13 protein-coding genes and 1 pseudogene are annotated in these 26,925 nt (G+C 63.9%); 8 read left to right on the forward strand and 6 right to left on the reverse strand.

Annotation, left to right across the window (positions count from 1 at the left end; translation table 11 throughout):
- Window positions 1-954: 954 nt before the first annotated feature.
- The 6 genes from rsmG to rpmH form a co-directional block, all read right to left on the reverse strand.
- Complete coding sequence (rsmG, locus tag F7D09_RS05755) at window positions 955-1,680, reverse strand: 16S rRNA (guanine(527)-N(7))-methyltransferase RsmG (protein ID WP_226835996.1); 726 nt, start codon at window positions 1,678-1,680, stop codon at window positions 955-957.
- Window positions 1,681-1,730: 50 nt separating this feature from the next.
- On the reverse strand, window positions 1,731-2,285 hold the full coding sequence (locus F7D09_RS05760; protein WP_152234462.1) for a Jag family protein: 555 nt from the start codon (window positions 2,283-2,285) through the stop codon (window positions 1,731-1,733).
- A gap of 92 nt (window positions 2,286-2,377) precedes the next feature.
- A complete protein-coding gene (gene yidC / locus F7D09_RS05765; protein ID WP_152234463.1) occupies window positions 2,378-3,394 on the reverse strand; it encodes a membrane protein insertase YidC in 1,017 nt (338 codons plus the stop codon).
- Window positions 3,391-3,702, reverse strand: a complete 312-nt coding sequence (yidD, locus tag F7D09_RS05770; RefSeq protein WP_152234464.1) for a membrane protein insertion efficiency factor YidD — start codon at window positions 3,700-3,702, stop codon at window positions 3,391-3,393. The genes yidC and yidD overlap by 4 nt, the downstream gene beginning before the upstream one ends.
- Window positions 3,699-4,064, reverse strand: coding sequence for a ribonuclease P protein component (gene rnpA / locus F7D09_RS05775; RefSeq protein ID WP_152234465.1), 366 nt, complete (start codon window positions 4,062-4,064; stop codon window positions 3,699-3,701). The genes yidD and rnpA overlap by 4 nt, the downstream gene beginning before the upstream one ends.
- 25 nt (window positions 4,065-4,089) lie before the next feature.
- Window positions 4,090-4,224 (reverse strand): 50S ribosomal protein L34, encoded by a 135-nt coding sequence (rpmH, locus tag F7D09_RS05780; protein ID WP_152234466.1) that lies wholly within the window; start codon window positions 4,222-4,224, stop codon window positions 4,090-4,092.
- A gap of 352 nt (window positions 4,225-4,576) precedes the next feature.
- On the opposite strand from rpmH, the gene dnaA reads away from it, so the two are divergent.
- The 8 genes and pseudogenes from dnaA to F7D09_RS11395 all read left to right on the forward strand — a co-directional run bounded on the left by dnaA (window position 4,577) and on the right by F7D09_RS11395 (window position 26,334).
- Window positions 4,577-6,277 (forward strand): chromosomal replication initiator protein DnaA, encoded by a 1,701-nt coding sequence (dnaA, locus tag F7D09_RS05785; RefSeq protein WP_152234467.1) that lies wholly within the window; start codon window positions 4,577-4,579, stop codon window positions 6,275-6,277.
- Between the two features lie 669 nt (window positions 6,278-6,946).
- Entirely contained in the window at window positions 6,947-8,071 is a 1,125-nt protein-coding gene (gene dnaN / locus F7D09_RS05790) for a DNA polymerase III subunit beta (RefSeq protein ID WP_152234468.1), read from the forward strand.
- Between the two features lie 347 nt (window positions 8,072-8,418).
- A pseudogene (locus F7D09_RS11390) lies at window positions 8,419-9,723 on the forward strand (DNA replication/repair protein RecF); the annotation flags it as partial.
- A gap of 226 nt (window positions 9,724-9,949) precedes the next feature.
- Window positions 9,950-10,435: a DUF721 domain-containing protein gene (locus F7D09_RS05805; protein ID WP_152234469.1), complete on the forward strand. Its 486-nt coding sequence runs from the start codon at window positions 9,950-9,952 to the stop codon at window positions 10,433-10,435.
- Between the two features lie 994 nt (window positions 10,436-11,429).
- Window positions 11,430-13,478 carry a DNA topoisomerase (ATP-hydrolyzing) subunit B gene (gene gyrB, locus F7D09_RS05810; protein ID WP_319792554.1) on the forward strand — a complete coding sequence of 683 codons (2,049 nt, stop codon included), beginning with the start codon at window positions 11,430-11,432 and terminating at the stop codon, window positions 13,476-13,478.
- A gap of 314 nt (window positions 13,479-13,792) precedes the next feature.
- Complete coding sequence (gene gyrA / locus F7D09_RS05815; protein WP_152234471.1) at window positions 13,793-16,474, forward strand: DNA gyrase subunit A; 2,682 nt, start codon at window positions 13,793-13,795, stop codon at window positions 16,472-16,474.
- A gap of 90 nt (window positions 16,475-16,564) precedes the next feature.
- Window positions 16,565-17,140 (forward strand): DUF3566 domain-containing protein, encoded by a 576-nt coding sequence (locus F7D09_RS05820; RefSeq protein ID WP_152234472.1) that lies wholly within the window; start codon window positions 16,565-16,567, stop codon window positions 17,138-17,140.
- A gap of 1,619 nt (window positions 17,141-18,759) precedes the next feature.
- Window positions 18,760-26,334, forward strand: a complete 7,575-nt coding sequence (locus F7D09_RS11395) for a bacterial Ig-like domain-containing protein (RefSeq protein ID WP_226835990.1) — start codon at window positions 18,760-18,762, stop codon at window positions 26,332-26,334.
- Window positions 26,335-26,925 lie beyond the last annotated feature (591 nt).

Consider the following 26,925-nt stretch of genomic DNA (forward strand, 5'->3'; position numbering starts at 1 on the left):
ACCGCAAACGCGCCGCACGACGCGCCACACGCTGAAGTCCCCTCCCACGCGTAGGTTTTCAAACAACACCACGCATGGTGCGAGCGTCAGCGTCGCCACTCAACCCATCAGATAAATAAACACGGTGGACATGCCCTAAGTTGTGCACAGCATTGTGGATAACTGTGGATAAGTCGAGGTGACTTGGTCGGCGAGCGTGAATTTTGGGGTTCACAAACGGCTTGATGACGCCGTTTTGCGAGGATAACGCTATGGTGTGCATAGAATGTGGATAACTTTACGGCATAGTGGAAAATGTGGATAAGTAGGGGAAAAGATGATCCCGGCTCCCCTTGTGAGTGGGAACCGGCAGCGACAGATGGCTGAGGGGAGATAGGGGCGGAAAACGATAGTGGCGATGAATTGATGAAGCGGGTACGCTCCCCCAGTCAGCCTACGGCTGACAGCCCCCTCCACCGAGGGGGCCGAGGGATGTAATCGAGTAAGCGACGGTTCCGTCGTTGCTATATATACTCGGCCCTCCCACCGAGGGGGGCGAGAACTGGATTCCCCGAACATCGAATTGATGAAGCAGGTGGCGCTCCCTCAGTCTTCGCTACGGCTGACAGCGTCCTGCAATTACGGACTGCCTTCGGCAGGCTCAATACTGGCTCGCTGTCGCTCGCACCTCGCCTACAAACGCCTCCGACGTTTGCTTCACGGCTCGGCCCTCCACGAGGGGGGCAAAGCAGGAGACAGTCGCTCCCGCTGGCGGGAGCTGAACCGCGAAGCGGGACTGAGGGTGGTCAGTCAAACCACCATTCTCATCAGACCCCCCCAGAAAACCACCCCCAGTCAGCTACGCTGACAGCCCCCGCCAGCGGAGGCGGAGATGGGTGCTAGCCAACTCGACCACCAGCGGAGGCAGAGATGGGTGCTAGCCAACTCAGCCGTTCAGCGGGGCCAAGATGGAGATTAGCGCTTGTCGACCAAGACTACGTGGGTGGGTTCCAGACCGGGGGCGACTTCGGCTTCGACCACGCGCGGATGCTGTCCCTTAGCACGGGTGATCTGCTGCTTGGCCTTCTCGATCTCGGCTTGCGCGGATCGACCCTTGATGGCGACCAGACGTCCGTGCGGCTTGAGCAACGGCAGCGTCCAACCGGACAGCTTGGTCATCGGCGCGACCGCGCGGCACGTGACGACGTCGAACGGACGCACGCCACGCACGTGCTTGCGAATCGCATCGATGACTTCATCGGAACGGGCGCGGATGATCTCGACGTTATCCAAGCCCATCTCGTCGACGCATTCCTCAAGCCACGCCACACGACGTTCCATCGGTTCGATAAGCGTGAACGATACATCCGGCAGGCAGGTTGCCGCAACGATTCCCGGGAATCCACCGCCACTGCCGACATCGGCGACGCGCCCACGAGACTTGCCGCCAAGTGCCTCACGGATATACGGCACACACGCCGCAGAGTTCAGAATATGCCGCTCCCACAAAATCGAGACATCACGCGGACCGATAAGTCCTCGCGGCTCCCCTTCGCGGGAAAGTTTCACGTGAAACATCGCGAGTTTGTCATAGGCGTCGCCCAGCACGTCGCGAACGACCGGATTGCCGTCAAGCTCGTCCGCAACCGGCTCGGCTTCAGTAGCGGCAGCAACCTTGACGTCAGCATCATCGGCAGCCACAGCCCCTGCGCTCACCTCGCCATCGATTGTTTCACGTGAAACATCGTTGCTCACTCGGCACCACCCTCGATGTCGACGTCGTCAACGTCATCAACATCATCGACGTCGTCAGCCGTGGCCTTCATGTACACGGTGACGTAACGGCGCGGCTCCTCGCCGTGCGAGCGGGACTTGAGCCCCTCCTCGCGCACAACGTCATGCACAACCTTGCGCTCGAACGAGTTCATCGGCTTGAGGTTCACCGGCTCGCCGGTCTCCTTGACCTCGTCAATGGCGTCCAGCGCGATGTCGCGCAGACGCTGACGCTTGCGCTTGAGGAACCCGTCAACATCCAGAATCAGGTGCGACCGGTCACCGGTCTTCTGCTGCACGGCCAGTCGGGTCAGCTGCTGCAGGGCGTCCACGACCTCGCCGTTGCGCCCGATAAGATGCTGGATGTCGGTATCGTCATCGGCGACGATCTGCACCATCGGACGGCCGTTGCGGATACCCAACTCGATATCGCCTTCATAGTCGGCGATGTCCAGCAAGCCCTCCAGATAGTCGGCGGCGATGTCAGCCTCCTCATTGAGCTGATCTATCGTCTTGGTCTCTTCCTGAGCCATATCAAACACTCCTTTGACCGAGAGTCTTCACTAGTCTTAAGTCTAAAAAAAGGAAACCCCACGGTCAAATGGGGTTTCCTTTTTGCCGTACGTTACTTCTTCTTGGCTTTGCGGTTCTTGCGCTGTGGCTGCTGCCGCTGGTATCCGCGGGCCTCGCGCTCCTCGGCGGCCTTGCGTGCGTTCTCCAGCTGCTCCTCTTCGAGGGACATCTGGCCGGCCTTCGCGCGGCGGGCGTTCTCACGCTTGTGGTCGCGGATCTCCTTCTCCTCCGCGGCAGGCGAGCCGGGCGTCGGGAACGCGTAGACGGTGAACAGCGAACGCAGCAGGTTGCATGCGTTGTTGGTCAGCCAGTACACCAGCACGGCGAACGGGAACATAACGCCGGAGAAGATGTACATGATCGGGAAGCCCCACGTCATCGCCTGCTGCATCTTGTAGGCGGAACCCTGCATGGACGCCTTGGGCAGGTTCTTGCGCATGTTGTTGAACTGCATGAACCACATGCAGGCGCACATGAGGAAGATGAAGACGCCGATGATGATCTTACCGGTCGGGTTCGCGGTGCTCAGCGTATCGGTGACGCTCACGCCGAACACGCGGGTCTGCGCGAACTGCTCGGCCGTGGCCTGGTCGAAGGCGCCGAGCGCGGCGCGCTTGCCACGCGCGATGTACGGAATGGCCGACAGCATGTAGAACATGCACATGAACACAGGGCCCTGAATCACCATGGTCCAGCACGAGTCCATCGGGTTCGCGTCGTTCTCTTGGTAGAGCTTCATCATCTCGCGGCTCATGGCCTCTTTGCTGGCCTGATCCTTCTTGCCCTTGTACTTGTTCTGGATGTGCTGCATCTTGGGCTGCAGGGCCTGCATCTTGCGCATGCCCTTCATCTGCTTGATGAAGATCGGCAGGATGCACGCGTGGACCACCAGCACCAGCACGATGATGGACAGCACCCACGAGAATCCGATGGGAGACATGCCCAGCATGGTCAGGAACTTATGGAATCCGACCATGATCTGGGTCATAAGCCACTCGAGCGGCGTGAGCAGCTTGTACAGCCACCCCCAGAATCCGTTGTCAAGAAGGAATTGATCCGAAGTGTTCATCGCGAGGCCATCTCCTTATCATCGGCCAGAGGTGTGAGTCGAGGCTCTTCATAGGCCTTCGACCATCGGAATCGGTAACTGAACGAAAACCGCTTGGGGACATCGTCGATTCCCCCGCGACTCCAGGGATTGCAACGCAGGAAACGCCAAATGAACAGCAGCATTCCTCTCACCGCGCCAAACCGTTGGATGGCGGTGATGGCGTACTGTGAGCAGCTGGGATAATACTTACAGCAGGGAGGTCGCTTCGCGGAGATATGCCGCTGATACCAGCGGATCATGCCAACAAGCAACGACCGTGTCATCATTCGCCTCGACGTGCGCCACGGGAACCCACCCGCGCGAACGAACGGGCGACCTGTCGGTCAAGGGAATCGAAATCGGCGTGAGCCGCGCTGGGCTTCGCCCTGACGACGATATCGCAGCAGTCAGGCAGCTCATGCTCGTATCGCCGGGCGAGCACACGGAACCTGCGCTTCACCGTATTGCGTACGACCGCATGACCGACCGCCTTCGATACGGCGAGACCAAGTCGCCGATGCGGTTCGGCGTGTGAGCAGTCCTCGGCATCGTCGTGCACAAGTACATGCACGACGATGTCCGAATCCGTGACCTTGCGCCGCTTCTTGAGCACGGTCACAAAGTCACGATGACTTTTCAGTCGCTCCACTTCGCCGTCGTCACCTACCGCAAAATCAGGCGGACAGGGACTTGCGACCCTTGTTGCGGCGACGGTTGATCATCGCGCGGCCGGAACGAGTGCGCATGCGCACGCGGAAACCGTGCTTCATGTGACGACGACGGTTGTTAGGCTGGAATGTCCTCTTCATAGTTATGCTCCCGGTTTTTGCCATGCTGATGCACGGCTCTCATGAGTCAAGCTCTACCACGGTACTCTGAGCCATGCACAAAATCAAAAAAGAAAACAGTTTCTTCACGTTTCCCCAGCGTGTCGCGCCGTCGGGCAATCCTGTAAACCACTGGAACGAAGCCGAAAGCGGCCCGCAAGTTATCCACAAATTACACGGATGTTATTCACAATTGGAGGCACAATTGAGGCGCCGCAACACGCTAGCCTGTGGATAACTCGACCGGAGTAAAGTAGATATATCCAGTTGTACTAGTAGAACTATGCTGTTGTACTGAATACCGACGCGCCGGCACACCCTTAAGGAGGTCACAATGTCGGATGACCTTCTTGGTCCAGCCGAACAGGCCGCCCAGATCTGGGCGGACACCCTGCGCCTGCTCAAGCAGAGCTCCTCCCTCTCCCCCAGGGACAAAGGGTGGCTGGAGGGAGTCACGCCCGAAGCGGTCTACGGACCGACCATCGTGCTGTGCGTGAACAACAGCGCCACGCAGCACGCCCTGCAGAACGAACTGAACGGGCCGCTGCTCAACGCGTTGAAGATCATCTCCGGCATCGACATGTTCCCCGCGTTCAAGATCGTGCCGTCCGCGCCGAAACCGGAACCTGAACCGCCGATGCCCGCGTCCGTCCAGCGACGCGCCGCCGCCGAGCCGACAGAACGGTCGGCCGCCGAAACCGTAGCCGAACCGCGGCCCCGCACGACGCAGTCCCATGTGACGCAGTCCCATGCAGTGCAGGCCGAACGTCCGACGTATGCCGAATACCAACCCGGCCCCGCGCCGACGATCGCCGACCTGTCGCGCGATCCGTACGCGGAACCGTCGCCGGCGGCCGCGGTGACGACGTCACGGACGCCGGCCGCGCAGGCCGCGCCGGTCGCGACCGTGAACGAACCCGCCCAGCCGATGCCCATGTCGTCCGGATTCCCGGGGCGTGCGCAGAAGGTGGCGCGCGACCCGATCACGCACCTCAACAAGAATTCGACGTTCGACACGTTCGTGCCCGGCGATTCCAACCGTTTCGCGCGAACCGTCGCCCTCGCCGTGGCCGAGGGAACCGGCCAGGAGTTCAATCCGCTGTGTATCTACGGCGGTTCCGGACTGGGCAAGACCCATCTGCTCAACGCGATCGGCAACTACGCGCTCGTCAAGGACCCGACGCTCAAGGTGCGCTACGTGAATTCCGAGGAGTTCACGAACGAGTTCATCGAGGCGCTGCAGACGCCGACCCAAAGCCAGAACCGCATCGCCGAGTTCAACCGCCGCTACCGTGAGGTCGACGTGCTGCTCATCGACGACATCCAGTTCCTGGGCGGCAAGGAGGCGACGCTCGAGCAGTTCTTCCACACGTTCAACGCGCTGCATCAGGCGAACAAGCGCATCGTCATCGCGTCCGACGTGCCGCCGAAGAACCTCAAGGGCTTCGAGGCGCGATTGATCTCGCGATTCGATTCGGGCCTGACCGTGGACGTGAAGCCGCCGAACCTGGAGACGCGCATCGCGATCCTGCGCATGATGGCGGCGACGAACGGCACTTCGGCGCCGAACGACGTGCTCGACCTCATCGCCGAACGCTTCACCGAGAACATCCGCGAGCTGGAAGGCGCGCTGATCCGTGTGAGCGCGGTCGCCTCGCTGAGCAACCAGCCGGTGACGCGTGCGCTGGCCGAGCAGACGCTGCAGGACTTCTTCACCACCGAAGTGGAGATCAAGCCGACCGACATCATCGGGCAGACGGCGAAGTACTTCCACCTGACGTTCGACGACATCGTCGGGCGCGCGCGCACGAAGAACATCGCGCTGGCCCGGCAGGTGGCCATGTATCTGGCGCGAGAGATGACCAGCATGAGCCTCGTGGACATCGGCGAGGTGTTCGGCGGCCGCGACCATACGACCGTCATGCACGCCTACACCCGCGTGACCGACGACATGCAGGAGAAGCCGGAGATCTACAAGTACGTGACCGAGCTGACCGCGCGTCTCAAGCAGCGCGGCAACGAGAACCAGCAGTAACGCCAGCGGTAACGACCGAAATCGTTCGTCCAGTGACATCGTCAGCGACGACGAGCCGGCGCGGACGGGCATATCCAGGAGAATCACGCCGGGACACGGAAAACCGCGTTTTTTCGTCGCTGTGCTCGATCGTGACGGACGAGGTCGCCTCGCGGTGGTCGGGAGACGTCGGTACGCACGCCGGAAAAGCCACGGAAAACGTCGGAAACAACAGAAAAACTATATACTTGACGATGCTGTGACTGGTAATTCAGCCGCAACACGCCGGCGGCAGGAACTTCTTGCGGTAAAGTTATCCACATGCTTGTACACAAATGTGGGTAAAACCTGCGGATAACCGGTGGATAACCCCGGTTTTTCTGTTGACAGACAGTGGACTATTCCACAGAAAATGTGAATAACTTTTCTACAAAGCCTCGAATGTGGATAAATCGGCAGTTATCCACATTCCATCCCGATACTTATCCACAAAAAATGTGTACCACTCACGCCTTGAAACGTCACCGTTCCCGACCACTTATCCACACTATCCACAGGGCTTATTACTACGATTATCTTTCTCTTACTTACGATAACCGTCATCAAGCCCACGGCAGATCCGCGGCCAACGGCCAGACCGTCGCTCCTGCCGTAGAATGATTCCAAGACACACGTGAAATGAGGGAACCCATGAAAGTAGAAATCGATTCCGCGGCTCTCGCCGACGCCGTCGCCTGGACGACTCGCGTCATCGACGCCCGCCCCGCCAACCCGATTCTTGCCGGCATCCAGCTCGAAGCCATCGACGGCACCCTGCAGCTTTCGGCGTTCAACTACGAGATCTCGGCACGTCACCACATCGAAGCCGGCATCGACGAGCCCGGCACCGCGCTGGTGCTCGGCAAGCTGCTCGCCGACATCACCAAGTCGCTGCCCGCCGAAAAGGCGTACCTGACGACCGACGGTTCGACGATGACCATCCAGTCCGGCAAGTCCACGTTCACCCTGCAGCTCATGCCCGACGACGAATACCCGGACCTGCCGGTCGTCCCCGCCAAGCTCGGCCAGGTCGACGCGCCCACGTTCATCCAAGCCGTCACCCAGGCCGGCGTCGCCGTCTCGCGCGAAGAGAACCGCCCGGTGCTCACCGGCATCCGCATGCAGTTCGACGGCGACAAGGTCATCATGACCTCCACCGACCGTTTCCGCCTGTCGCGCGCCACGTTCACGTGGACCCCGCAGGACCCGAACGTCCAGACGACCACGCTCGTGCGCGGCTCGCTGCTGCGCGACGTCGCCCGCTCGCTCGACGACCACCAGAACGTCGTGCTCGACTTCGACGCCGACAACCCGACACTGCTCGGCTTCGAGAACGCCGGCCGCGTCTCCACCTCGCAGCTCATCGACGGCGAATTCCCGTCCGTCGACCGCCTGTTCGCCGACGAATACCCGATCCAGGCGGTGCTCGACCGTCAGGCGCTCATCGCCGCGATCAAGCGCATGGCCATCGTCACCGAACGCAACGCCCCGATCCGCATGGCGTTCTCCGGGCAGGAGGTCACGCTCTCCGCCGGCGCCGCCGACGAATCGCAGGCGCACGAGACGCTCGACATCGACATGGACGGCGACGACATCACCGTCGCGTTCAACCCCAGCTACCTGATCGAGGGCCTGAGCGCTATCACCGAACCGTTCGTGCGCATGAAGATGACCACCGCGGTCAAGCCGGTCGAGTTCAACGGTCAGCAGGAGTCCGACTCCGACGAGTCGATGGACTACCGCTACCTGCTCGTGCCGATGCGCTTCAACGACTGACGGCGTCACAGGGCGGGGCCGCGGGCGGAGGCGCCTAGTCCCGCCCTCGCCAGCGGGGCCCCGCCACTGTGATCACGCACATGCAGCTGCTTGGCCTCCCGCCCCCGCTGGCGGGGGCTCCCGCGAAGCGGGTGGGGGTGGTCACCCGCGGCGGAACTTGCGCAGTACTGTCAGAAACCACCCCCAGTCAGCCGCGCTGACAGCCCTCGCCAGCGGGGGCGGATACCGACGACGCTACGGCATCCTGCCGGCGTCGCCTGACAGCCCCACCGGCGGAACGGATATCGGTTCCCCACGGACCGCTCATCCGCCCCGCACAACCACACAATCCATCAGAGGAGTCTGGTTTGTATATTTCGCGCCTTGCGCTCGACCACTTCCGCTCATGGCGGCACTGCGTGCTCGACCTGAAGCCGGGCGTGAACGTGCTGCAGGGCGCGAACGGACTGGGCAAGACGAACCTCGTCGAAGCGGTCGAAGTGCTGTCGACCGGCGGCAGCCACCGCACCACCGGATCGATGCCGCTCATCGAACGCGGCGAGAAGACCGCGACGATCCGCGCCAACGTCGAAGGCGCGCGACGCGGCAGCGGCGATACGGTCACGCTCGAGGCGACCGTCAACCTGCGCGGCGCGAACCGGGCGCGCGTCAACGGCGGCCAGTCACGCTACCTGCGCGAGATCGTCGGCGACATCCCGACCGTCTCGTTCACCCCAGAAGACCAGCAGTTCGTCGCCGGTGACCCCGCCGTACGCCGGCAGTTCCTCGACCAGGCGGCGTCGCTGCTCATCCCCGGCTACGCGGCGCAGCTGCAGACGTTCACCCGCATCGCCAAGCAGCGTGCAGCCCTGCTCAAACAGCTCGGCAACCGGCAGAAGGCCGGCGAACCGCTCGACGCGGCGCTCAGCGGACTCGAGATCTGGACCGGGCAGTTCATCACCGCCGGCGTGGCGCTCAGCCGGCAGCGGCAGCGGCTGATCGAACGGCTGAACCGGTCGTTCGGCCCGCTCTACGCGCGGCTCGCCGGACTGGACGGCACGGCGGGTGACGTGTCGGCGAGCGGCGGAATCGCGCGGCTTGGCGGGGACTATGGTACTGACGGCGTCACGGCGAGCGGTGCAGGTGACGACGTCACCGAAGACGATGTCACGGCTGACGGTGTCACGGCTGACGACGGTGCTGCTGACAGCGGCAGTGTCATCGGTGACAGTGGCAGTGTCATCGATGACCATGTCACGGATTCCGCTTCCGGCAACGGTTTCGCCGCCGGGCTGACCTACGCGCCGTCGTTCGAGGAGATCCTGTACAGCGACGCTCCCGAACCGCTCATCAGCGAGCATTTCCAGCGGATCTACGCCGGCGAGGTGGCACGCGGCATCAACCTGATCGGGCCGCAGCGCGACGACATCACCGTGACGCTCGACGGTATGCCCGCACGCGAGTTCGCGTCGAACGGCGAGACGTGGACGCTGGCACTGGCGTTGCGGATGGCGCAATATCAGGCGTTGTGCGAGGAGTTCGACGAGCGTCCGATCGTGATTCTCGACGATGTGTTCGCCCAGCTCGACGAGACGCGGCGGCAGGAGATCATGCGGTTCGCCGCGCGGCAGGACCAGGTGCTCATCACCGTCGCCGCCGCCAGCGACATCCCCGCGGTCGCGGTCGCCGGAAACCGTGACGATGTCAGTGACGTCGTCGGTGGTGACGTTGTCGGTGGTGACGTTGTCGGTGGTGACGTCGTCAACGAAGACGTCGTCGGCAAAGACGTCGTCGGCAAAGACGTCGTCGGCAAAGACGTCGTCAACGAACTAGCTGTGCCGATGCACCTGATCGACGTCGCGCAACTGGCCGCACAGCAGAACGCCGAGGCCGAGTGACATGCGCGAACCGGTGACCGTGACCCTGCACCTCGACGAACGCAAGCTGCCCGCCGAAGTGTTCGAGTCGATTGCGAAGCGTGCCGGAATCCGGCGCGAGCGGCGGCTGCAGGCCGAAGCCGCGTGGGAGAGTTTCGGCAAGCCGGGGCGTGACCCCGCCAAACTGGGCAGCGTCGCCGGGCTGCTCGCGCGTGAGGACCACTGGACGCCGTACCTCAAGATCGCGCAGCTGCGCACCCACTGGGACCAGGTGGTCGGGGCCGCCGTCGCCCAGCATTCGCAGGTGATGGGCGTGATCGACGGCGTCATGACCATTCGCGCGGATTCGGCCGCATGGGCGACCCAGCTGACGTACCTCGTGCCGCAGTTCGAGCGGACCATCAAGGAGCGGCTCGACGGGCTCGACATTCAGGAGATCCGTGTGGTCGGGCCGCGGCCGGAGTCGAAGCGCGGTCTGTACCGGCGCGGCCGGCGCGGCCGGAGGTAGGGCTGCGGCCGGATTGCGAGGGCTGCGGGGGCCTGGTTGTGTCCGTTGTCGGCTCGGACGGCGGCTGTATTGGTTGGAACCGGACGCTGATTGGCGGTTTGGCGTCCGTTTTCGACCAAGAGCGTGTGGGGATTGGTTGGAACCGGACGCTGAGCGGCTGATTACCGTCCGTTTTCGACTGGGAGTGCGGACGGATTGGTCGGATCCGGACGCTATATGGCCGATTTGCGTCCGTTTTCGACGAGGAGCGCAGCTGCGCTGATGAGAAACGACCGCTGAGCGGCTGTTTTGCGTCCGTTTTCGACCATGATGGCAGCCGAAGGAGCGGAAAAGGGACGGGGAGTGCGGCTCGTCGGGATTATTCGACCGACCGTACTCAGGGAAGGGTCTACGAGTACGGTCCGTCGGGATTGATGGAACGGACCGTACTCGTAGGCCTGGTTAGAGTACGGTTTGTCAGAAAAACATGACGGAGCGTACTCTAACCGGCTGTGCGAGTACGGTTTGTTGGGGGAATGTGGCCGACCGTACTCGGAATGGGATGTGCGAGTACGGTTTGTCAGGAAAAAATGACGGAACGTACTCGGAATGGGGTGTACGGGTACGGTTCGTTGTGATGTTGCGGGTGACGCTCCCCCAGTCAGCTTCGCTGACAGCCTCCTCCACCGAGGGGGCCGAGGGCGGCGAGTCGGTCAGTTTGCCGGCAACGACCGGCACAGCGAACCAGTGCAACCTGAAAAATCGCTAGAAGCGCCTATAACGGCAACGTCGTTGTACGCGGGTACAATGGCGGATATTAGGTTAAACGCTCACAGACCCCCGTTATTCGTGTCGTAGAGCGTATCGCCCATAAAAATGGCTTTCATAGCGAAGCGAAAACGGAAGAACATGCAGGAGGGAACCGTTAGTGGCAGTAAGTGAATCGGATTCCGGACGAGAATCTTCCGGCGAGCATGACGAAGCCGCGCTCAGCGCCGGCGACAATGCGCAGAAGCTGAACGACCAGATCGCGCAGGACAACCTCGCCGACGCGCAGCTCGACGACAGCCTCTCCCCCGACCATTATGACGCCAGCGACCTGAAAGTCCTCGAAGGCCTTGAGGCCGTGCGCATCCGCCCGGGCATGTACATCGGCTCGACCGGTCCGCGCGGTCTGCATCATCTGGTCTACGAGATCGTCGACAACTCGGTCGACGAGGCGCTGGCCGGCTACGCGACGCACATCGAAGTGACGATCCTGCCGGACAACGGCATCCGCGTCGTGGACGACGGCCGAGGCATCCCGGTCGACGAGGTCCCCGGCGAAGGCGTGTCCGGCGTCGAGACCGTCATGACCAAGCTGCACGCCGGCGGCAAGTTCGGCGGCGGCGGATACGCGGTCTCCGGCGGCCTGCACGGCGTCGGCATCTCCGTCGTCAACGCGCTGTCCACGCGCGTCGACATCGAAGTGCGGCGGCAGGGCTTCCACTGGACGCAGACGTACATCAACCAGCATCCGACCGCCCGACTCAAGCAGGGCGAGCCGATGGCCGACGGCGAGTCGACCGGAACGTCCGTCACCTTCTGGCCGGACGGCAAGATCTTCGAGACGACCATCTACGATTTCGAAACGCTGCGCAGCCGCTTCCAGCAGATGGCGTTCCTCAACAAGGGACTCAAGATCAGCCTCACCGACCTTCGCGAGCCGGACATGGCAGGTGACGAGGTCGCCGGACAGGACGACTCCGGCGAGCCGAAACACCAGACCGTCACCTACCAGTACGCGAACGGCATCAAGGACTACGTCGACTACCTGGTCAAGTCGCGCAAGGCCACGCCGGTCGAAGCGGACGTGATCGACTTCGAGGCCGAGGACCTCAAGATCGGCATCTCCGCCGAAGTCGCCATGCAGTGGACCACCGCATACTCGGAGTCGGTGCACACGTTCGCGAACACCATCTCCACCACCGAAGGCGGCACCCACGAGGAAGGCTTCCGCGCGGCGCTCACCAGCCTCGTCAACCGTTACGCGCGCGAAAAGAACATCCTCAAGGAGAAGGACGACAACCTCTCCGGCGACGACGTGCGCGAAGGCCTGACCGCGGTGATCTCCGTCAAGCTCACCAACCCGCAGTTCGAAGGCCAGACCAAGACCAAGCTCGGCAACTCCGAGGCGAAGGCCTTCGTGCAGCGCGTCATGACCGACAAGCTGGGCGACTGGTTCGACTCGCATCCGAGCGAATCGAAGAACATCATCCAGAAGGCCATCGAAGCGTCCCGCGCGCGCATCGCCGCCAAGAAGGCGCGCGAGAACACGCGGCGCAAGTCGATCTTCGAATCGGCCGGCATGCCCGACAAGCTCAAGGACTGCCAGTCCAGCAACCCCGAAGAGTGCGAGCTGTTCATCGTCGAGGGCGACTCGGCAGGCGGCTCCGCAATCCAGGGCCGCAACCCGGAGACGCAGGCCATCCTGCCGCTGCGAGGCAAGATCCTCAACACCGAGCGCGCGAGCATCGACCGCATGATGAAGTCCGACACCATCGAGTCGCTCATCACCGCGGTCGGAGGCGGCTACGGCGAGGACTTCGACGTGAGCAAGGTGCGCTACCACAAGGTCATCATCATGGCCGATGCCGATGTGGACGGCGCGCACATCGCCACGCTGAACCTCACCCTGTTCTTCCGCTACATGCGGCCGATGATCACCGCCGGCTACGTGTACGTGGCCATGCCGCCGCTGTACCGGCTCAAGTGGACGCGCGGCGACCACGACTTCGTGTACACGGACCGCGAACGTGACGAGAAGCTCGCCGAGGGGCGCGCGGCCGGACGCCAGCTGCCCAAGGGCGAAGGCATCCAGCGGTACAAGGGTCTGGGCGAGATGACCTATCAGGAGCTGTGGGAGACGACCATGGATCCGGAACGGCGCATCTTGAAGCAGATCCACATCGAGGACGCGGCCGCGGCGGACGAGACGTTCTCCATGCTCATGGGCGACGACGTGGAGCCGCGTCGTCTGTTCATCCAGCGGAACGCGAAGGACGTGCGGTTCATCGACGCCTAGGCGGCGATGAACAGAGGGCACAGGATCGACGCGTGATACCCACTCTCGGCTCCCCTTGTGAGGGGAGCTGGCTCGCGTAGCGAGACTGAGGGGTAGACAGGCGCTACAGGCGGCTGCGGCGATAAGTCAACAAGCGGGTGACGCTCCCCCAGTCACGGCCTGCGGCCGTGCCAGCCCCCTCCACCGAGGGGGCCGAGAGGGCGGGATTCCCGGTTCGCACCATTCGGCTCGGTCCTCCACCGAGGGGCCGAGAGGGCGAAGAATCCTGACGCCGCCGACAACTGAAGATGTTGAGATAACAAAGGAACAACCAAGTGGCAGACGAAAACGGCACCGGCAACGACCTGCCGGAGCAGAACGACGAGCGGGCCGAACACTCGCTCGAACCCACGAGCCCGCAGGCCAGCGAACAGCTGGTCCTCGACGAGCATCGCGTGGCCCACACCGACATCCAGAAGGAGATGCGCCAGTCGTACCTCGACTACGCGATCTCCGTCATCGTCGAACGCGCCCTGCCGGACGTGCGCGACGGCATGAAGCCGGTCCACCGCCGCATCATCTACGCGATGTACGACGGCGGCTACCGGCCCGACCGCGGCTACTCCAAGTGCGCCCGACCGGTCGCCGACGTGATGGGCAACTACCATCCGCACGGCGACGCGGCCATCTACGACACGCTCGTGCGCATGGCCCAGCCGTGGTCGATGCGCTACACGCTCGTCGACGGCCAAGGCAACTTCGGCTCGGCCGGCGACGATCCGCCCGCCGCCATGCGTTACACCGAATGCCGCATGATGCCGCTCGCCATGGAGATGGTCCGCGACATCGACAAGGACACGGTCGACTTCGTCCCCAACTACGACGGCCGCACGCAGGAGCCGACCGTACTGCCCGCACGGTTCCCGAACCTGCTGGCGAACGGCTCGTCCGGCATCGCCGTCGGCATGGCGACCAACATCCCGCCGCACAACATGCGCGAGCTGGCCGAAGGCGTCCACTGGACGCTCGACCACCCGGAAGCGACCCGCGAAGAGCTGCTCGACGCGCTCATCGGCATCATCAAAGGCCCCGACTTCCCCACCGGCGCGACCATCCTCGGCCACAAGGGCATCGAGCAGGCGTACCGCACCGGCCGCGGCCTCATCACCATGCGCGCCGTGGTCAACACGGAGGAGATCAAGGGACGCATGTGCCTCGTGGTCACCGAACTGCCGTACCAGGTGAACCCCGACCGTCTCGCCGCATCCATCCGCGAAGGCGTGCGCGACGGCAAGATCCAAGGCATCGCCGACATGCGCGACGAAACGTCCGGCCGCACCGGCCAGCGCCTCGTGCTCGTGCTCAAGCGCGACGCCGTGCCGAAGGTCGTGCTCAACAACCTGTACAAGCACTCCCAGCTGCAGCAGACGTTCGGCGCGAACATGCTCGCGCTCGTCGACGGCGTGCCGCGCACGCTCAGCCTCGACGCGTTCATCCGCCACTGGGTGACCCACCAGCTCGAAGTCATCGAACGCCGCACCAGGTACCTCAAGCGCGAAGCCGAGGAACGCGACCACATCCTGCAGGGCTACCTGAAGGCGCTCGACATGATCGACGAGGTCGTGGCGTTGATCCGCCGCTCCCCCGACGCCGACGCCGCACGCACCGGACTAATGGAGCTGCTCGACGTGGACCAGGTGCAGGCCGACGCGATCCTCGCCATGCAGCTGCGCCGCCTCGCGGCCTTGGAACGGCAGAAGATCCTCGACGAGCACAACGAGCTCATGCGCAAGATCGCCGACTACGAGGACATCCTCGCCAAGCCGGAACGCCAGCGCAAGATCGTCGGCGACGAGCTCGACGAGATCGTCGCGAAGTACGGTGACGACCGCCGCACCAAGATCCTGCCGTTCAGCGGCGAAATGAACGTCGAAGACCTGATCGCCGAAGAGAACGTGGTCGTCACGGTCACGCACTCCGGCTTCATCAAGCGCACCAAGGCCGACGAATACCGCGCCCAGCACCGCGGCGGCAAAGGCATCAAGGGTGCCAAGCTGCGCGAGGATGACGTGGTCGACCACTTCTTCCTCACGTCGACGCACAACTGGCTGCTGTTCTTCACCAACAAGGGCCGCGTGTACCGCATCAAGGCGTACGAGCTGCCCGAAGGCTCGCGCGACTCCAAGGGCCAGCATGTGGCGAACCTGCTGCAGTTCGGCCCCGGCGAAACCATCCAGACCGTGCTGTCGATCCCGAACTACGAGGTCGCCAAGTACCTGGTGCTCGCCACGCGCTCCGGCAAGATCAAGAAGACCGCGCTCGCCGAGTACGATTCGCCGCGACAGGGCGGACTCATCGCCGTGCGGCTCATGGCCGACGAGAACGGCGAGACCGCGGACGAGCTGATCGGCGCCGCGCTGTGCAACGCCGAAGACGACATCATCCTCGTCTCGCGGCAGGGCATGAGCCTCAAGTTCGCCGCCAACGACGAGCAGCTGCGACCCATGGGCCGCCAGACCGCCGGCGTGCAGGGCATGAAGTTCCGCGGCGACGACAGCCTGCTCGCCATGGACGTGGTGCCCGACGACACCGACCAGGACCTGCTCGTGGTGACGAACGAAGGCTTCGCCAAGCGCACCGCCGTGAGCGAATACCGACTGCAGGGCCGCAACGGCTTCGGCGTCAAGGCGCTGCAGCTCGCGGAAGGCCGCGGATCGCTGGTCGGCGCGCTCATCGTTTCGGAAGACGATCAGGTCATGGCCATCATGAAGTCCGGCAAGGTGATCCGCTCGAACGTCGCCGAAGTCAAGCGCACCGGCCGCACCACGCAGGGCGTCACGCTCGCCAAGCCCGACAAGGGCGACGAGATCCTGTCGGTCGCGCGCAACGAGGAGACGGGCGAGGACGACGAGACGGCTGTGGAAGGCGCCGCCGCGTCCGGTGCCGAGACCGCCGCTGCCGCCGCGCCTGACGCCGCATCTGACGAGAATGTGAACAACGACAACGAAGGCGAGTAATCGTCGCAAAAAACTGATAGCCTCAGCTAAGAGTCATCTCGGCGAGAGGCCCAGACCATCGGGATCATCGGAAGTGAGCAAGGAGCAACGATGAGTGAGAACTTCGAGCACGGCGGCATTGGCGAACCGCCGCTGCCGGGACCGCATGACGGTGCCGAAGCGCAGGAAGGCGCACGCCCGGGCGGACGACGGGTCGCGCGTTCGATTTCGAACCACCCGCTGCCGGAAAGCGAGCCGCGCGTGGCCGCAGCGACCGCCGAACCGCGTTCCGGCGGCTCACGGCCGGTGCGTCGCGGCACGCCGCGCGCCCGCCGCATGAACCTGTCGCTCACGCACATCAACGCATGGTCCGTGGCGAAGATGTCGTTCATGCTCTCCATCGCCGGCGCGATCATTCAGGTGATCGCCACGCTGCTCGTCTGGCTGCTCATGGATGCGGTCGGCGTGTTCGACCAGCTCAACCAGATCGTCAAGTCGACCGGTCTGAACACCGGTACGCTCGACCTGCAGAGCGTCTTCAGCCTGTCGACCGTGCTGTCGGTGGTGACGATTCTGGCGATTGTGGGCGTCGTGCTCGTCACGCTGCTCGCGACGATCGTCGCGCTGCTGTATAACGTGGTCAGCTCGCTGGTCGGCGGCGTGCACATCACGCTCGGTGACGACTGAGGTTTGATTGTCTGGAAAAGGCTCCCGGAAGGGAGCCTTTTCTGGTTTGTGGGGGTGTTTCGTGCGGTTGCGCGTAGGGGGTGCGGGCCGGTTTTTCGGGCGTCGGGCTCTCTTGAGGGCGTCGCCGCGAGATGTGGGTGTTTCGGTTGGCGGATTATCGATGTGCTGTGGAACGGTGATTGCGCGAAAACGGCTTGATAGAGCCGTTTCTGGCTTGTTGTGCATATGCGGGGCCTGCCGTTTTCCGCGAACGAAACACCCACATCTCGCGTTGATGCCGTGTCGCGGTGCTGTTCGGCGTCCCGAACGTGCAAAACGTGCGATGTTGCGCGATTGAGACGTCCCGAATGTGCAAGATGAGGGTTGTTGCGCGTTCGAGACACGACGCTCGGCGGTCCGGCGGATGCGCGCGTGTTGGAGCGTGCTGAAAAGGGCTGTTTTCCAACGGTTGCAGGTGTCACGGCGTGGAGCGTATCGGGCGAGGTGTGTCCCGAATGCGCAACAGGGACGGTTTTGCGCATTCGGGACGTCCCGATTGTGCAGGAATGTGATTATTGCGCGTTCGGGACGCCCGTGCGAGCGGGGATGCGCTTGACCAGCCCATCACGTCGGTGAGCGGGCAGGCGCACGGACGTCCGCGCTCACGTGGGCGCCCTATGCGAGCCGCTCAGCGGCTGCTGAGGGACGTGTGCATACGCAAGGGGATGCGGGGCGGGATTGCTCCGCTGCGCGTGATGCCCGGCACGGGTTCCCGCTGTGGATCATCGTGAGGTCGCGGCCGGCGACCCATCGCCGTTGCATCCGCTCGAGCACGTTTCGTTGTGGTTTTGCGACAGACCGTACTCGAACACCCCCATTCGAGTACGTTTCGTCGGGAGATGATGATGGACAGTACTTGAAACAGTTGATTCGGGTACGGTCGGTCGAGGAAAAACGACGGACCGTACTCGGGACAGCTCTTGCGAGTACGGTCCGTCGGGGAGAATCGACCGATCGTACCCATACGGTCCCGTAGGGTTTCCTTCCTTGTTCGGCGGTTGTCTGGCGGGGTATCACAACTTGCACGGCCGTGGTCGCGGAGTCGAGGGCGAGCGGCTGTATCACAACTTGCACGAATGGGCGTTTTGTGCAAGTTGTGACCATTTCGGGTGACGGACGCGGTATTGCGCAGTCGCGGTTGACTAGTTGCGGCGGGTTGCGGGGCGTGGTGAGTTGTGAGACAGTGCGACTCACCGGGTTGCGGGGCAGGGCGCCTCACTAGGTTGCGGGGGCGGGGCTTGATTCGGGGGAAATCCGCCCCGAATGCGTGATTGCGTGATCATTGCCGCATGTCCACAAGCGCTTACGACACGCCCAAGTCATTGCGGAACGGAATGAAAACGATTACCGGGTTGTGACCGGTTACGCTAGCGCATACAATAAATCCTTACAGCGGCATCACCGTGCGCCCCGCCATGCGGTTGTGACGGCCCGCATCCTGATGTTTGCGATAACTCAACAACAACTCAACGAGGAATGGAAACCACCGGAAGGGCGAAGACACCCGGAAGGTCGAAACACGGCGGCGGACGCATCCCGCGCCCACCCCCGGATCAAGGAAGGTCGAAGAGGTTTCATCCATGATCGGAAAGAAGATAACCGGCGGCATTGTCGCGGCTGCGACGCTGCTGTCACTGGGTCTGGTGGTCGCGCCCACGGCGCAGGCCGCCACGACCGCAGCTCCGGCGGCGACGCCGACGGCCACGGGTACGACGTACTACGTGGACTGCCAGGCGGCCGCGGGCGGTGACGGCACGCAAGCCAAACCGTTCAACTCATTCACCACGGCGAACGTCCAGGCGGCGAAGCTCACCGCAGGCGACCAGCTGCTCTTCAAGCGCGGCACCACCTGCACCGGCGAGAACCAGACCGTCAACGGCGCCGCCAACGTCAAGGCCGCGCTGCGCCTCGTCGGCGTGAAGGGCACCGCCGACGCGCCCATCGTCGTAAGCGACTACGGCGACGCCAGCGCCCCCGCACCCGTCCTCGCCGGCGACGGCGTGGCCGACGTGGTGCTGCTGCGCAACAGCGAATACGTCACCGTGCAGAACCTCGACATCACCAACACGGACGCCGAGGCCAACCACTACAAGTACATGCGCCGCGGCATCACCGCGGAGAACGACAACGCCGGCAAGCTCAGCGGCATCGTCATCCGCAACAACACGATTCACGACATCTACGGCGAGAAGCAGAAGGACCTCGGCGGCTCGGCGGCCATCCAGCTGGAGAACTACGGCCGCTCCATCCCCGTCGACGGCGCCACGCAGACCAAGGGCTCCGTCAAGACCGACAACTCGCGCAAGACCCGCTCGTGGTTCGACGACGTGCAGATCGTCGGCAACACGATCACGAACGTGAACCGCTCCGGCATCAACATGTCCACCGACTTCCGCTGCCGCGAGGACGTGGCGTGGGATTGCGGCCTTTCCGGATCGACCCGCGACCAGTACCCGTGGACCCCGAACACGAACCTGTACATCGCCGAGAACACGTTGAAGGACATCGGCGGCGACGGCATCGTCGTGCAGATGTCCGATGGCGCGGTCGTCGAGAAGAACTACCTCGAGAACGCGGCGAGCATCTCAGGGCAGGGCTCCAACGCGGGCATTTGGAACTGGAACTCCGACAACACGCTGTTCCAGTACAACGAGGTCACGAACACGCAGCGACTGCCGGGCAACAACGACGGCACCGCGTGGGACTTCGACTACGGCACCCGCAACACGGTCTTCCAGTACAACTACAGCCATGACAATGCGGGCGGTTCCGCCCTCGTGTGCGCCTGCACCAACTGGATGGGTACCAAGGAGAACATTGGTCTGGCCATCGGTGGCGTCTTCCGCTACAACCTGTCCGTCAACGACGGCGTAGCGGCGAAGAAGATCGCCGACAACGTCATCGACAGCTACCGTACCGCGCAGCTGTACGGCATCACCGACCTGAACTTCTACAACAACACCGTCGTGTTGCCGGAAGGCGACAACGTCACGTTCGCCGGTGTGAACAACAGCGACGGCGCCAGCGTCAGCTATGCCAACAACGTGATCATCGCGCAGGACGGCACCAACCTGGCCGATCAGAACGGCAAGGTCGCCGATGACCAGTTCCAGCTCAACTACGGCAACAACCTGTACGTGGGCGGCGACGCCGCCAAGTGGGCCAAGGCCGGCAAGAACGGCAACACGACTGTTACGCTGGCCGACTATCTCGCGGCCACCGGCGTCGACCTCGCGGCCGTCGCCAAGGGTGACCTGAGCAGCCTGTACGGCGAGAAGGCGACCGCCTACGCCAAGGCCAAGGGTCGCGCGATGGCGTCCGACGACTTCCCGTTCGCGATCAGCAACACGCACCTGACCGCCAAGAACGCGCTGAAGACGCTTGACTTCCCGCACGGCTTCAACCACGCGAAGCAGACGTACGGCGATCAGGTCGCCGTCTCCGGCTGGTCCGCCCCGGCGGTCGGCGCCTTCCAGGGCGCGGCCACCACCGAGACCGGCAAGGCCGCCGACCTGGCCGCAGGAAAGTCCGCGACCATCGACGCGCCCGGCAACTCGACCATCGAGGTCACCGCCACCACGAGCGGCGACGCGCAGCTCGGCGTGGCACTCGCCAACGACCGCGGCTACACGCAGACCACGAGCGGCGAGGCAGGCAAGAAGACCCTGTTCGTGCGCACCTCGTCCGACGTCTCCAAGCTGACGCTGACCAACACCGGCAAGTCCGGCGACGTCACCGGCATCACGCTCAAGACCGTCTACGACCAGCTGTGGGATGGTTCGTTCGAGAGCGTGTATCAGAGTGGTTCGGGTGGCAATGGCGTTTCGCCGTGGTCTCCGGCCAACCGCGATCATTCGAAGAGCCATGACAACGACAACACCGCTCGCGTCAAGCGCTACCGTTCCGACCTCAACCAGAAGGACGCGGTCGTCTCCGGCGAGCGTGCCGCCAAGCTCGGCAAGCTCGATGGCGTCAGCTTCACGCAGATCGACCAGCGCAACATCCCCGCCAAGCGCGGCAAGACCTACCAGCTCGGCTTCTGGGCGACCACCGGCGACAGCACCGACGACAAGTCGACCGTCACCGCGACCGTCAAGTACCGCAAGGAAGGCTCCGGCGCAGGCGGCAGCTTCGGCCAGTACGCCACGCAGCTGCTCGCCAAGTCCGCGGACGGCAAGACCGCCGCGGCCGGCGAGAAGATCTACGTCACCGGCTCGTTCACCGTGCCGTGGGACGCGGCCGCCGACAGCGCGCTGTGGGTCAACATCCAGCAGGGTGATCTCAAGGACGGCTCCTTCGCGTACATCGACAACGTGACCCTCACCGAGGTTCCCACCCCGGCCACCGACATCGCGTCGATCGCCGTCACCAAGCAGCCGACCAAGACCGCATACAAGCCGGGCGAGGAGCTCGACACGACCGGTCTTGAAGTCACCGCCACGCTCAACGATGGCAAGACCCGTAAGCTCGACGCGAGCGAATACACGCTGCTCGGCTTCGACTCGACGAAGGCCGGCACCGTGACCGTCACCGTCAAGCTCAACGCCGACGGCGACAAGACCGCCACGTTCGACGTGACCGTCAAGAACGAAGTTGACCTCGCGAACAAGTTCTGCGCTAACGCGGCAGTATCCGACGTGCAGACCAAGTGGGGCACCTCGTCCGCGAAGTACACCTGCGACGGCGACCTGTCGACCAACTGGTCGAACTGGAAGGACGCCTCCGAAAACGCTCCGGCCAATCCTGCATGGGCGAACTGGACGTTCGACAAGAAGTACAAGCTCGACAACCTGTACTTCTACGTCGACCAGACCTCCGCCGAAGCCGCGCCGAAGTCCGTCAAGGTGCAGTACCTGGCCGAAAACGACAAGGACTGGGTCGACACGGACATCACCTTTACGCCGAACACCTCCGACAAGACCAAGCCGACCGTAGCCGACCTGAGCAAGCTACCGGCCACCAAGGCCATCAGCCTGATCCTGACCCCGACAACGCCGTCGAACGACGGTGAATACCCGTACGTCAAGGTCGCCGAGGTGAAGATCATCCAGGCCGCCGACGACAACGGATACACGCCCGTCAAGCCGGCCACCAACGTGCCCACCACCGACAAGGTCCCGACCTACACCAAGTTCGAGGCCATCGCCGATCCGGGCACCGGCAGCAAGGACTACTTCAAGCCGCTGTGGTACGCGAAGGACTCCGACACCGCGACGACCGGCAAGCACATCCAGGCCCACGGCGGCCAGGTCGTGCCCGTCCAGGAAAACGGCAAGACCGTGTACTACTGGTACGGCGAGGACCGCAGCTCCGGCTACTACAACTCGCACGGCGTGCACGTGTACCGTTCCGAGGACGGCATGAACTGGGTCGACAAGGGCATCGCCCTGCGCTCGATCTACTACGATGCCGAGCTGACCGACGACGACTACTTCGTGAACCTGTACGGGCTCAAGAAGGCCGACGGCACGATCGACACCGCGAAGGCCAAGAAGATCGCCTACTACCTCAACACCAACACCGATGAAGACGGCGATGGCGTCAAGGACGTGGCGAACGCGATCTTCGAACGCCCGAAGGTGCTGTACAACGCGAAGACCAAGAAGTACGTGATGTGGTGGCACGCCGACGGTTCGCCGACCGTCGCGTCGACCTCCAACTACGCGCGCTCCCTGGCCGGCGTGGCCGTCTCCGACTCCCCGACCGGACCGTTCAAGCTGGTCGGCGCCTACCGTCTGCCCAACCGCGAGGACTACAAGACCGGCCACAGCGCGGCCGTGCCCGGTGGCTCGCGCGACATGACCGTGTTCCAGGACGACGACGGCACCGCGTACGTGGTCTACTCCTCCGAGGAGAACCGCACGCTGTACATCGCCAAGCTGAACGACGACTACACGAACGTGGTGAAGACCACGACCGACACGTCCAAGATCCAGGACATCGACCTGCAGTACTCGGCCGACGGACAGTACCCGTACACGCTGGCCGACGGCGGCGAGGGCGCTCCGGTCTCCGGCAAGGACTTCGTGATCGTCAAGGACCGCGGCATGCTTGAGGCTCCGGCGCTGTTCAAGACGAACGGCAAGTACTACCTCATCGCCTCCGGTGCGACCGGCTGGGCGCCGAACAAGCAGACCTACTACACCGCGGACTCGATCCTCGGCAAGTGGATCCGCGGCGTGCAGGCCGACGACGAGTACGAGAACACGAACTTCGCCTCCCTGCCCGAAGGCGCGGACGGCCTGCTGAGCGTGGGCGACACGCGCGGCTCGACGTTCGGCTCGCAGACGGCATCCGTGTTCGAATACCAGCCCGGCAAGTTCATCTACATTGGCGACCGCTGGAACTCCGGCGCGGCCGACTCCACCTACGTGTGGCTGCCGCTGACGGTCAACAAGACCACCGGCGCGCTCACCATGCAGAACCCGGCGACGCAGGATCCGTCCGCCTACGGTGACGGCTGGGACGCGAGCTACTGGGACCAGACGGCCAGCAACCCGCTCAACCTGGAGTCGATCAAGGTCAACGGCGAAGAGGTCGCCAACTTCGACGGCGGCACGCTCAACTACACCGTGAACACCGGTGTCTGGGGCAAGGTGCCGACGGTCGAGGCCACCGCCGTGAACCCGGACGATGTGACGGTCACCACCGACGTGAACACCGCGCGCGCGATCATCACGGTGACGGCGAAGGACGACAAGACCAAGACCGCCAACGCTACGGCTGACAAGACCCGCGTGTACAAGGTGAACTTCACCTCGACCGTGGACGGCGCGAAGGCCGTCGCCGACCCGTGGAAGACCACGAGCTGGGGCAACGCCGGCGCGTTCGCGCAGGGCGACGCCGACGGCTCGTTCCGCATCGTCGACAAGGCGAACACCGGCGCGTGGACGAACAAGGACAACCTGTCCGCGATCTACCAGCCCGCGAAGCTCGAAGTCGGCGGCTCCATCGTGACGACCATCACGTCGTCGCAGGCCGGCAGCAACGAGGATCCGCGAGCGGGCATCATCGTGCGCAATGACCTGAGCGAGGCCGGCCGCGGCACCGCCCACGGCTACGCGCTGCTCGTCGCAGGCGTGTCCGGATCGTTCTTCCAGACCGACTCCGACAACAACGGGTACATCGACAAGGAGTCCGCGAAGACCGCCGAGGCGGCCACCTCCGCAGACACCCCGCTGACGATCAAGCTCGTGCGCAACAGCAAGACCGAGATCGAAGGCTTCTACCAGGTGCCCGGCTCCGCGGCCGACTCCGAGTGGAAGTCGCTCGGCACGGCCACGCTGGGTGACGACGCGGCGGACAAGCTCGACGTCGGCGTCTTCGCCACATCGAACAACGGCCGCAGCGACTACAACGTCATCTTCGACGGCACCGCCATCGCCACGAAGGCCGAGCCGACCGTCGAGTCGATCAAGGTCGCCGCCGACCCGACCAAGACCGAATACACGGTCGGCGACACCTTCTCGGCCGACGGCCTGAAGGTCACGAAGTCGCTCTCCGACGGTACCGAAGCCGACGTCGACGCCGCCGACTACACGGTCTCCGCCGCGGATGCTTCCGGTGCCGCGGTCGATCTGACCAAGCCGTTCGCGGATGCCGCGGTCGGCAAGGTGACGGTCACGGTGACGCTGACCGCCGACCCGACCAAGACCGCGACGTTCGAGATCACCGTGAAGGCCAAGCCCGTCACCGTGACCGGCATCAAGGTCACCGCCAAGCCGACGACCACCGAGTACACGGTCGGCCAGACGTTCTCGGCGGACGGCCTGACCGTCATCAAGACCATGTCCGACGGCACGCAGGTCGCGCTGACGGACGCCGAGTACACGGTCTCCGCCGCGACTGCCGCGGGTGCCGCCGTCGACCTGACCAAGCCGTTCGCCGACGCCGCCATCGGCAAGGTGACGGTGACGGTCTCGCTCAAGTCCGACACCGCCAAGACCGCGACGTTCGACGTGACGGTCAAGGCCAAGCCGGCGCCGACGCTCGAATCCATCAAGGTCGCCTCCAAGCCGAGCACCGTGACGTACACCGTCGGTGACACGTTCACGGCCGACGGCCTCAAGGTCGTCAAGGTCATGTCCGACAAGTCCGAGGTCGTGGCCGAGGACGGCGAGTACACGCTCGCCGCCGTGGACGCCGACGGCTCGGTGGTCGACCTGACCAAGCCGTTCGCGGTGACCGGCAAGGTGACCGTGACCGTGCTGCTCGACGGCAAGAAGGCCACGTTCGACGTGACCGTCAACGAAGCCGACAAGAGCGAGCTGAACGCCGCGATCGCCGACGCCGAAAAGCTGACCGCCGACAAGTACACGGCCGAGACGTGGGCTGCGTTCGAGAAGGCGCTGGCCGCCGCGAAGGAGGTCGCCGGCTCCAAGACCGCGACCGCCAAGCAGGTCGCCGACGCACTCGCCGCGCTCAAGGCCGCGCAGGACGCGCTTGTGGTCAAGCCGGCACCGACCGTCGAGTCGGTCAAGGTGACGGCCGAGCCGAAGAAGGTCACGTACAAGTACGGCGAGACGTTCTCCGCCGACGGGCTCGCGGTCGCGGCCGTGCTGTCCGACGGCACGGAGACCGCGCTCGAGCCGGCCGAGTACACGGTTACGGCCGTGGACGCTGACGGTTCTGCGGTCGACCTGGGTGCGCCGTTCGCGGTGACCGGCAAGGTGACCGTGACCGTCGCGCTCAAGGCCGATCCGACCAAGACCGCGACCTTCACGGTGACGGTCACGCCGGTCGCCTCCGACGAGGACCGCGCGGCACTGGCTGCTGAGGTGACTGAGGCCGAGAAGCTCAAGGCCGCGGACTACGAGTCCGGCTGGGATGCGTTCCAGGCTGCGCTTGCCGCCGCCAAGGACGTGCTCGCCGATCCGGCGTCCACCAAGGCCGATCTGGCCGCCGCGCTCAACGCGCTCAAGGGTGCGCAGGACGGACTGGTACGCAAGGGCCAGGGCGGCAACGGTGCTGGCAACGGTTCCGGTAACGGTGGTTCGGCTGTGAAGCCGGGTGCCGGTGCTGGCGCTGGTAAGCCGCAGACGCCGGGTCAGCTGGGTCTGTCCAAGACCGGCGCTTCGGTCGCGGGCGTGGCTGTGGCGGCTGTGCTGCTGCTGGCCGCGGGTGTGGCGGTGACGCTGCGCCGTCGCCGGGCCTGAGATTGGCTGGGCCGGTTCGCGGGTTGGACTAGCCCGCCCTCGGCCCCCTCGGTGGAGGGGGCTGTCAGCCGTAGGCTGACTGGGGGAGCGTCCTGCCGGCTTGGCCGGCCAATGGCCTGATTGCCTGATAGGCGGGGCGGGGTTCCTTCGGGAGCCTCGCCCCGTTTTGCGTGTGCGGGGTGTCTACTCCCGGTTATCTCCCATATCGACGCTGCGGGATGGGAGGAAGTCGGGAGTAACCGGATCCTACTCCCAGAATTCTCCCGTCCGATGAGTTTGGGATGGGAGAAGATTGGGAGTCTCAATCGATGACTCCCGGTTTTCTCCCATTCTGGTGGCTTGAAATGGGAGAAGACCGGGAGTTGCTGGACTTGACTCCCGGAATTCTCCCGTCCGGCGACCGTGGGGTGGGAGGAAGTCGGGAGTAGTCGGATTCTACTCCCGGGTTTCTCCCGTCCGATGGGTTTGGGATGGGAGAAGATTGGGAGTGGCGGGCCTCTTCTCCTGGAATTCTCCCATTCTGGGGGTTCGAAATGGGAGAAGATAAGGAGTCTCGATCGGGAACTCCCGGTTTTCTCCCATTTCGAGGGG

This window comes from Bifidobacterium leontopitheci, from assembly GCF_009193355.1.
GTDB lineage: Bacteria > Actinomycetota > Actinomycetes > Actinomycetales > Bifidobacteriaceae > Bifidobacterium > Bifidobacterium leontopitheci.

Excerpts from the sequence above, each read along its gene's own strand:
- yidC (WP_152234463.1), bottom strand. The coding sequence starts at position 3,394 with ATGAACACTTCGGATCAATTCCTTCTTGACAACGGATTCTGGGGGTGG.
- dnaA (WP_152234467.1), top strand. The coding sequence starts at position 4,577 with ATGTCGGATGACCTTCTTGGTCCAGCCGAACAGGCCGCCCAGATCTGG.
- F7D09_RS05760 (WP_152234462.1), bottom strand. The coding sequence starts at position 2,285 with ATGGCTCAGGAAGAGACCAAGACGATAGATCAGCTCAATGAGGAGGCT.
- F7D09_RS11395 (WP_226835990.1), top strand. The coding sequence starts at position 18,760 with ATGATCGGAAAGAAGATAACCGGCGGCATTGTCGCGGCTGCGACGCTG.
- rpmH (WP_152234466.1), bottom strand. The coding sequence starts at position 4,224 with ATGAAGAGGACATTCCAGCCTAACAACCGTCGTCGTCACATGAAGCAC.
- F7D09_RS05805 (WP_152234469.1), top strand. The coding sequence starts at position 9,950 with ATGCGCGAACCGGTGACCGTGACCCTGCACCTCGACGAACGCAAGCTG.
- yidD (WP_152234464.1), bottom strand. The coding sequence starts at position 3,702 with ATGATGACACGGTCGTTGCTTGTTGGCATGATCCGCTGGTATCAGCGG.
- dnaN (WP_152234468.1), top strand. The coding sequence starts at position 6,947 with ATGAAAGTAGAAATCGATTCCGCGGCTCTCGCCGACGCCGTCGCCTGG.
- F7D09_RS05820 (WP_152234472.1), top strand. The coding sequence starts at position 16,565 with ATGAGTGAGAACTTCGAGCACGGCGGCATTGGCGAACCGCCGCTGCCG.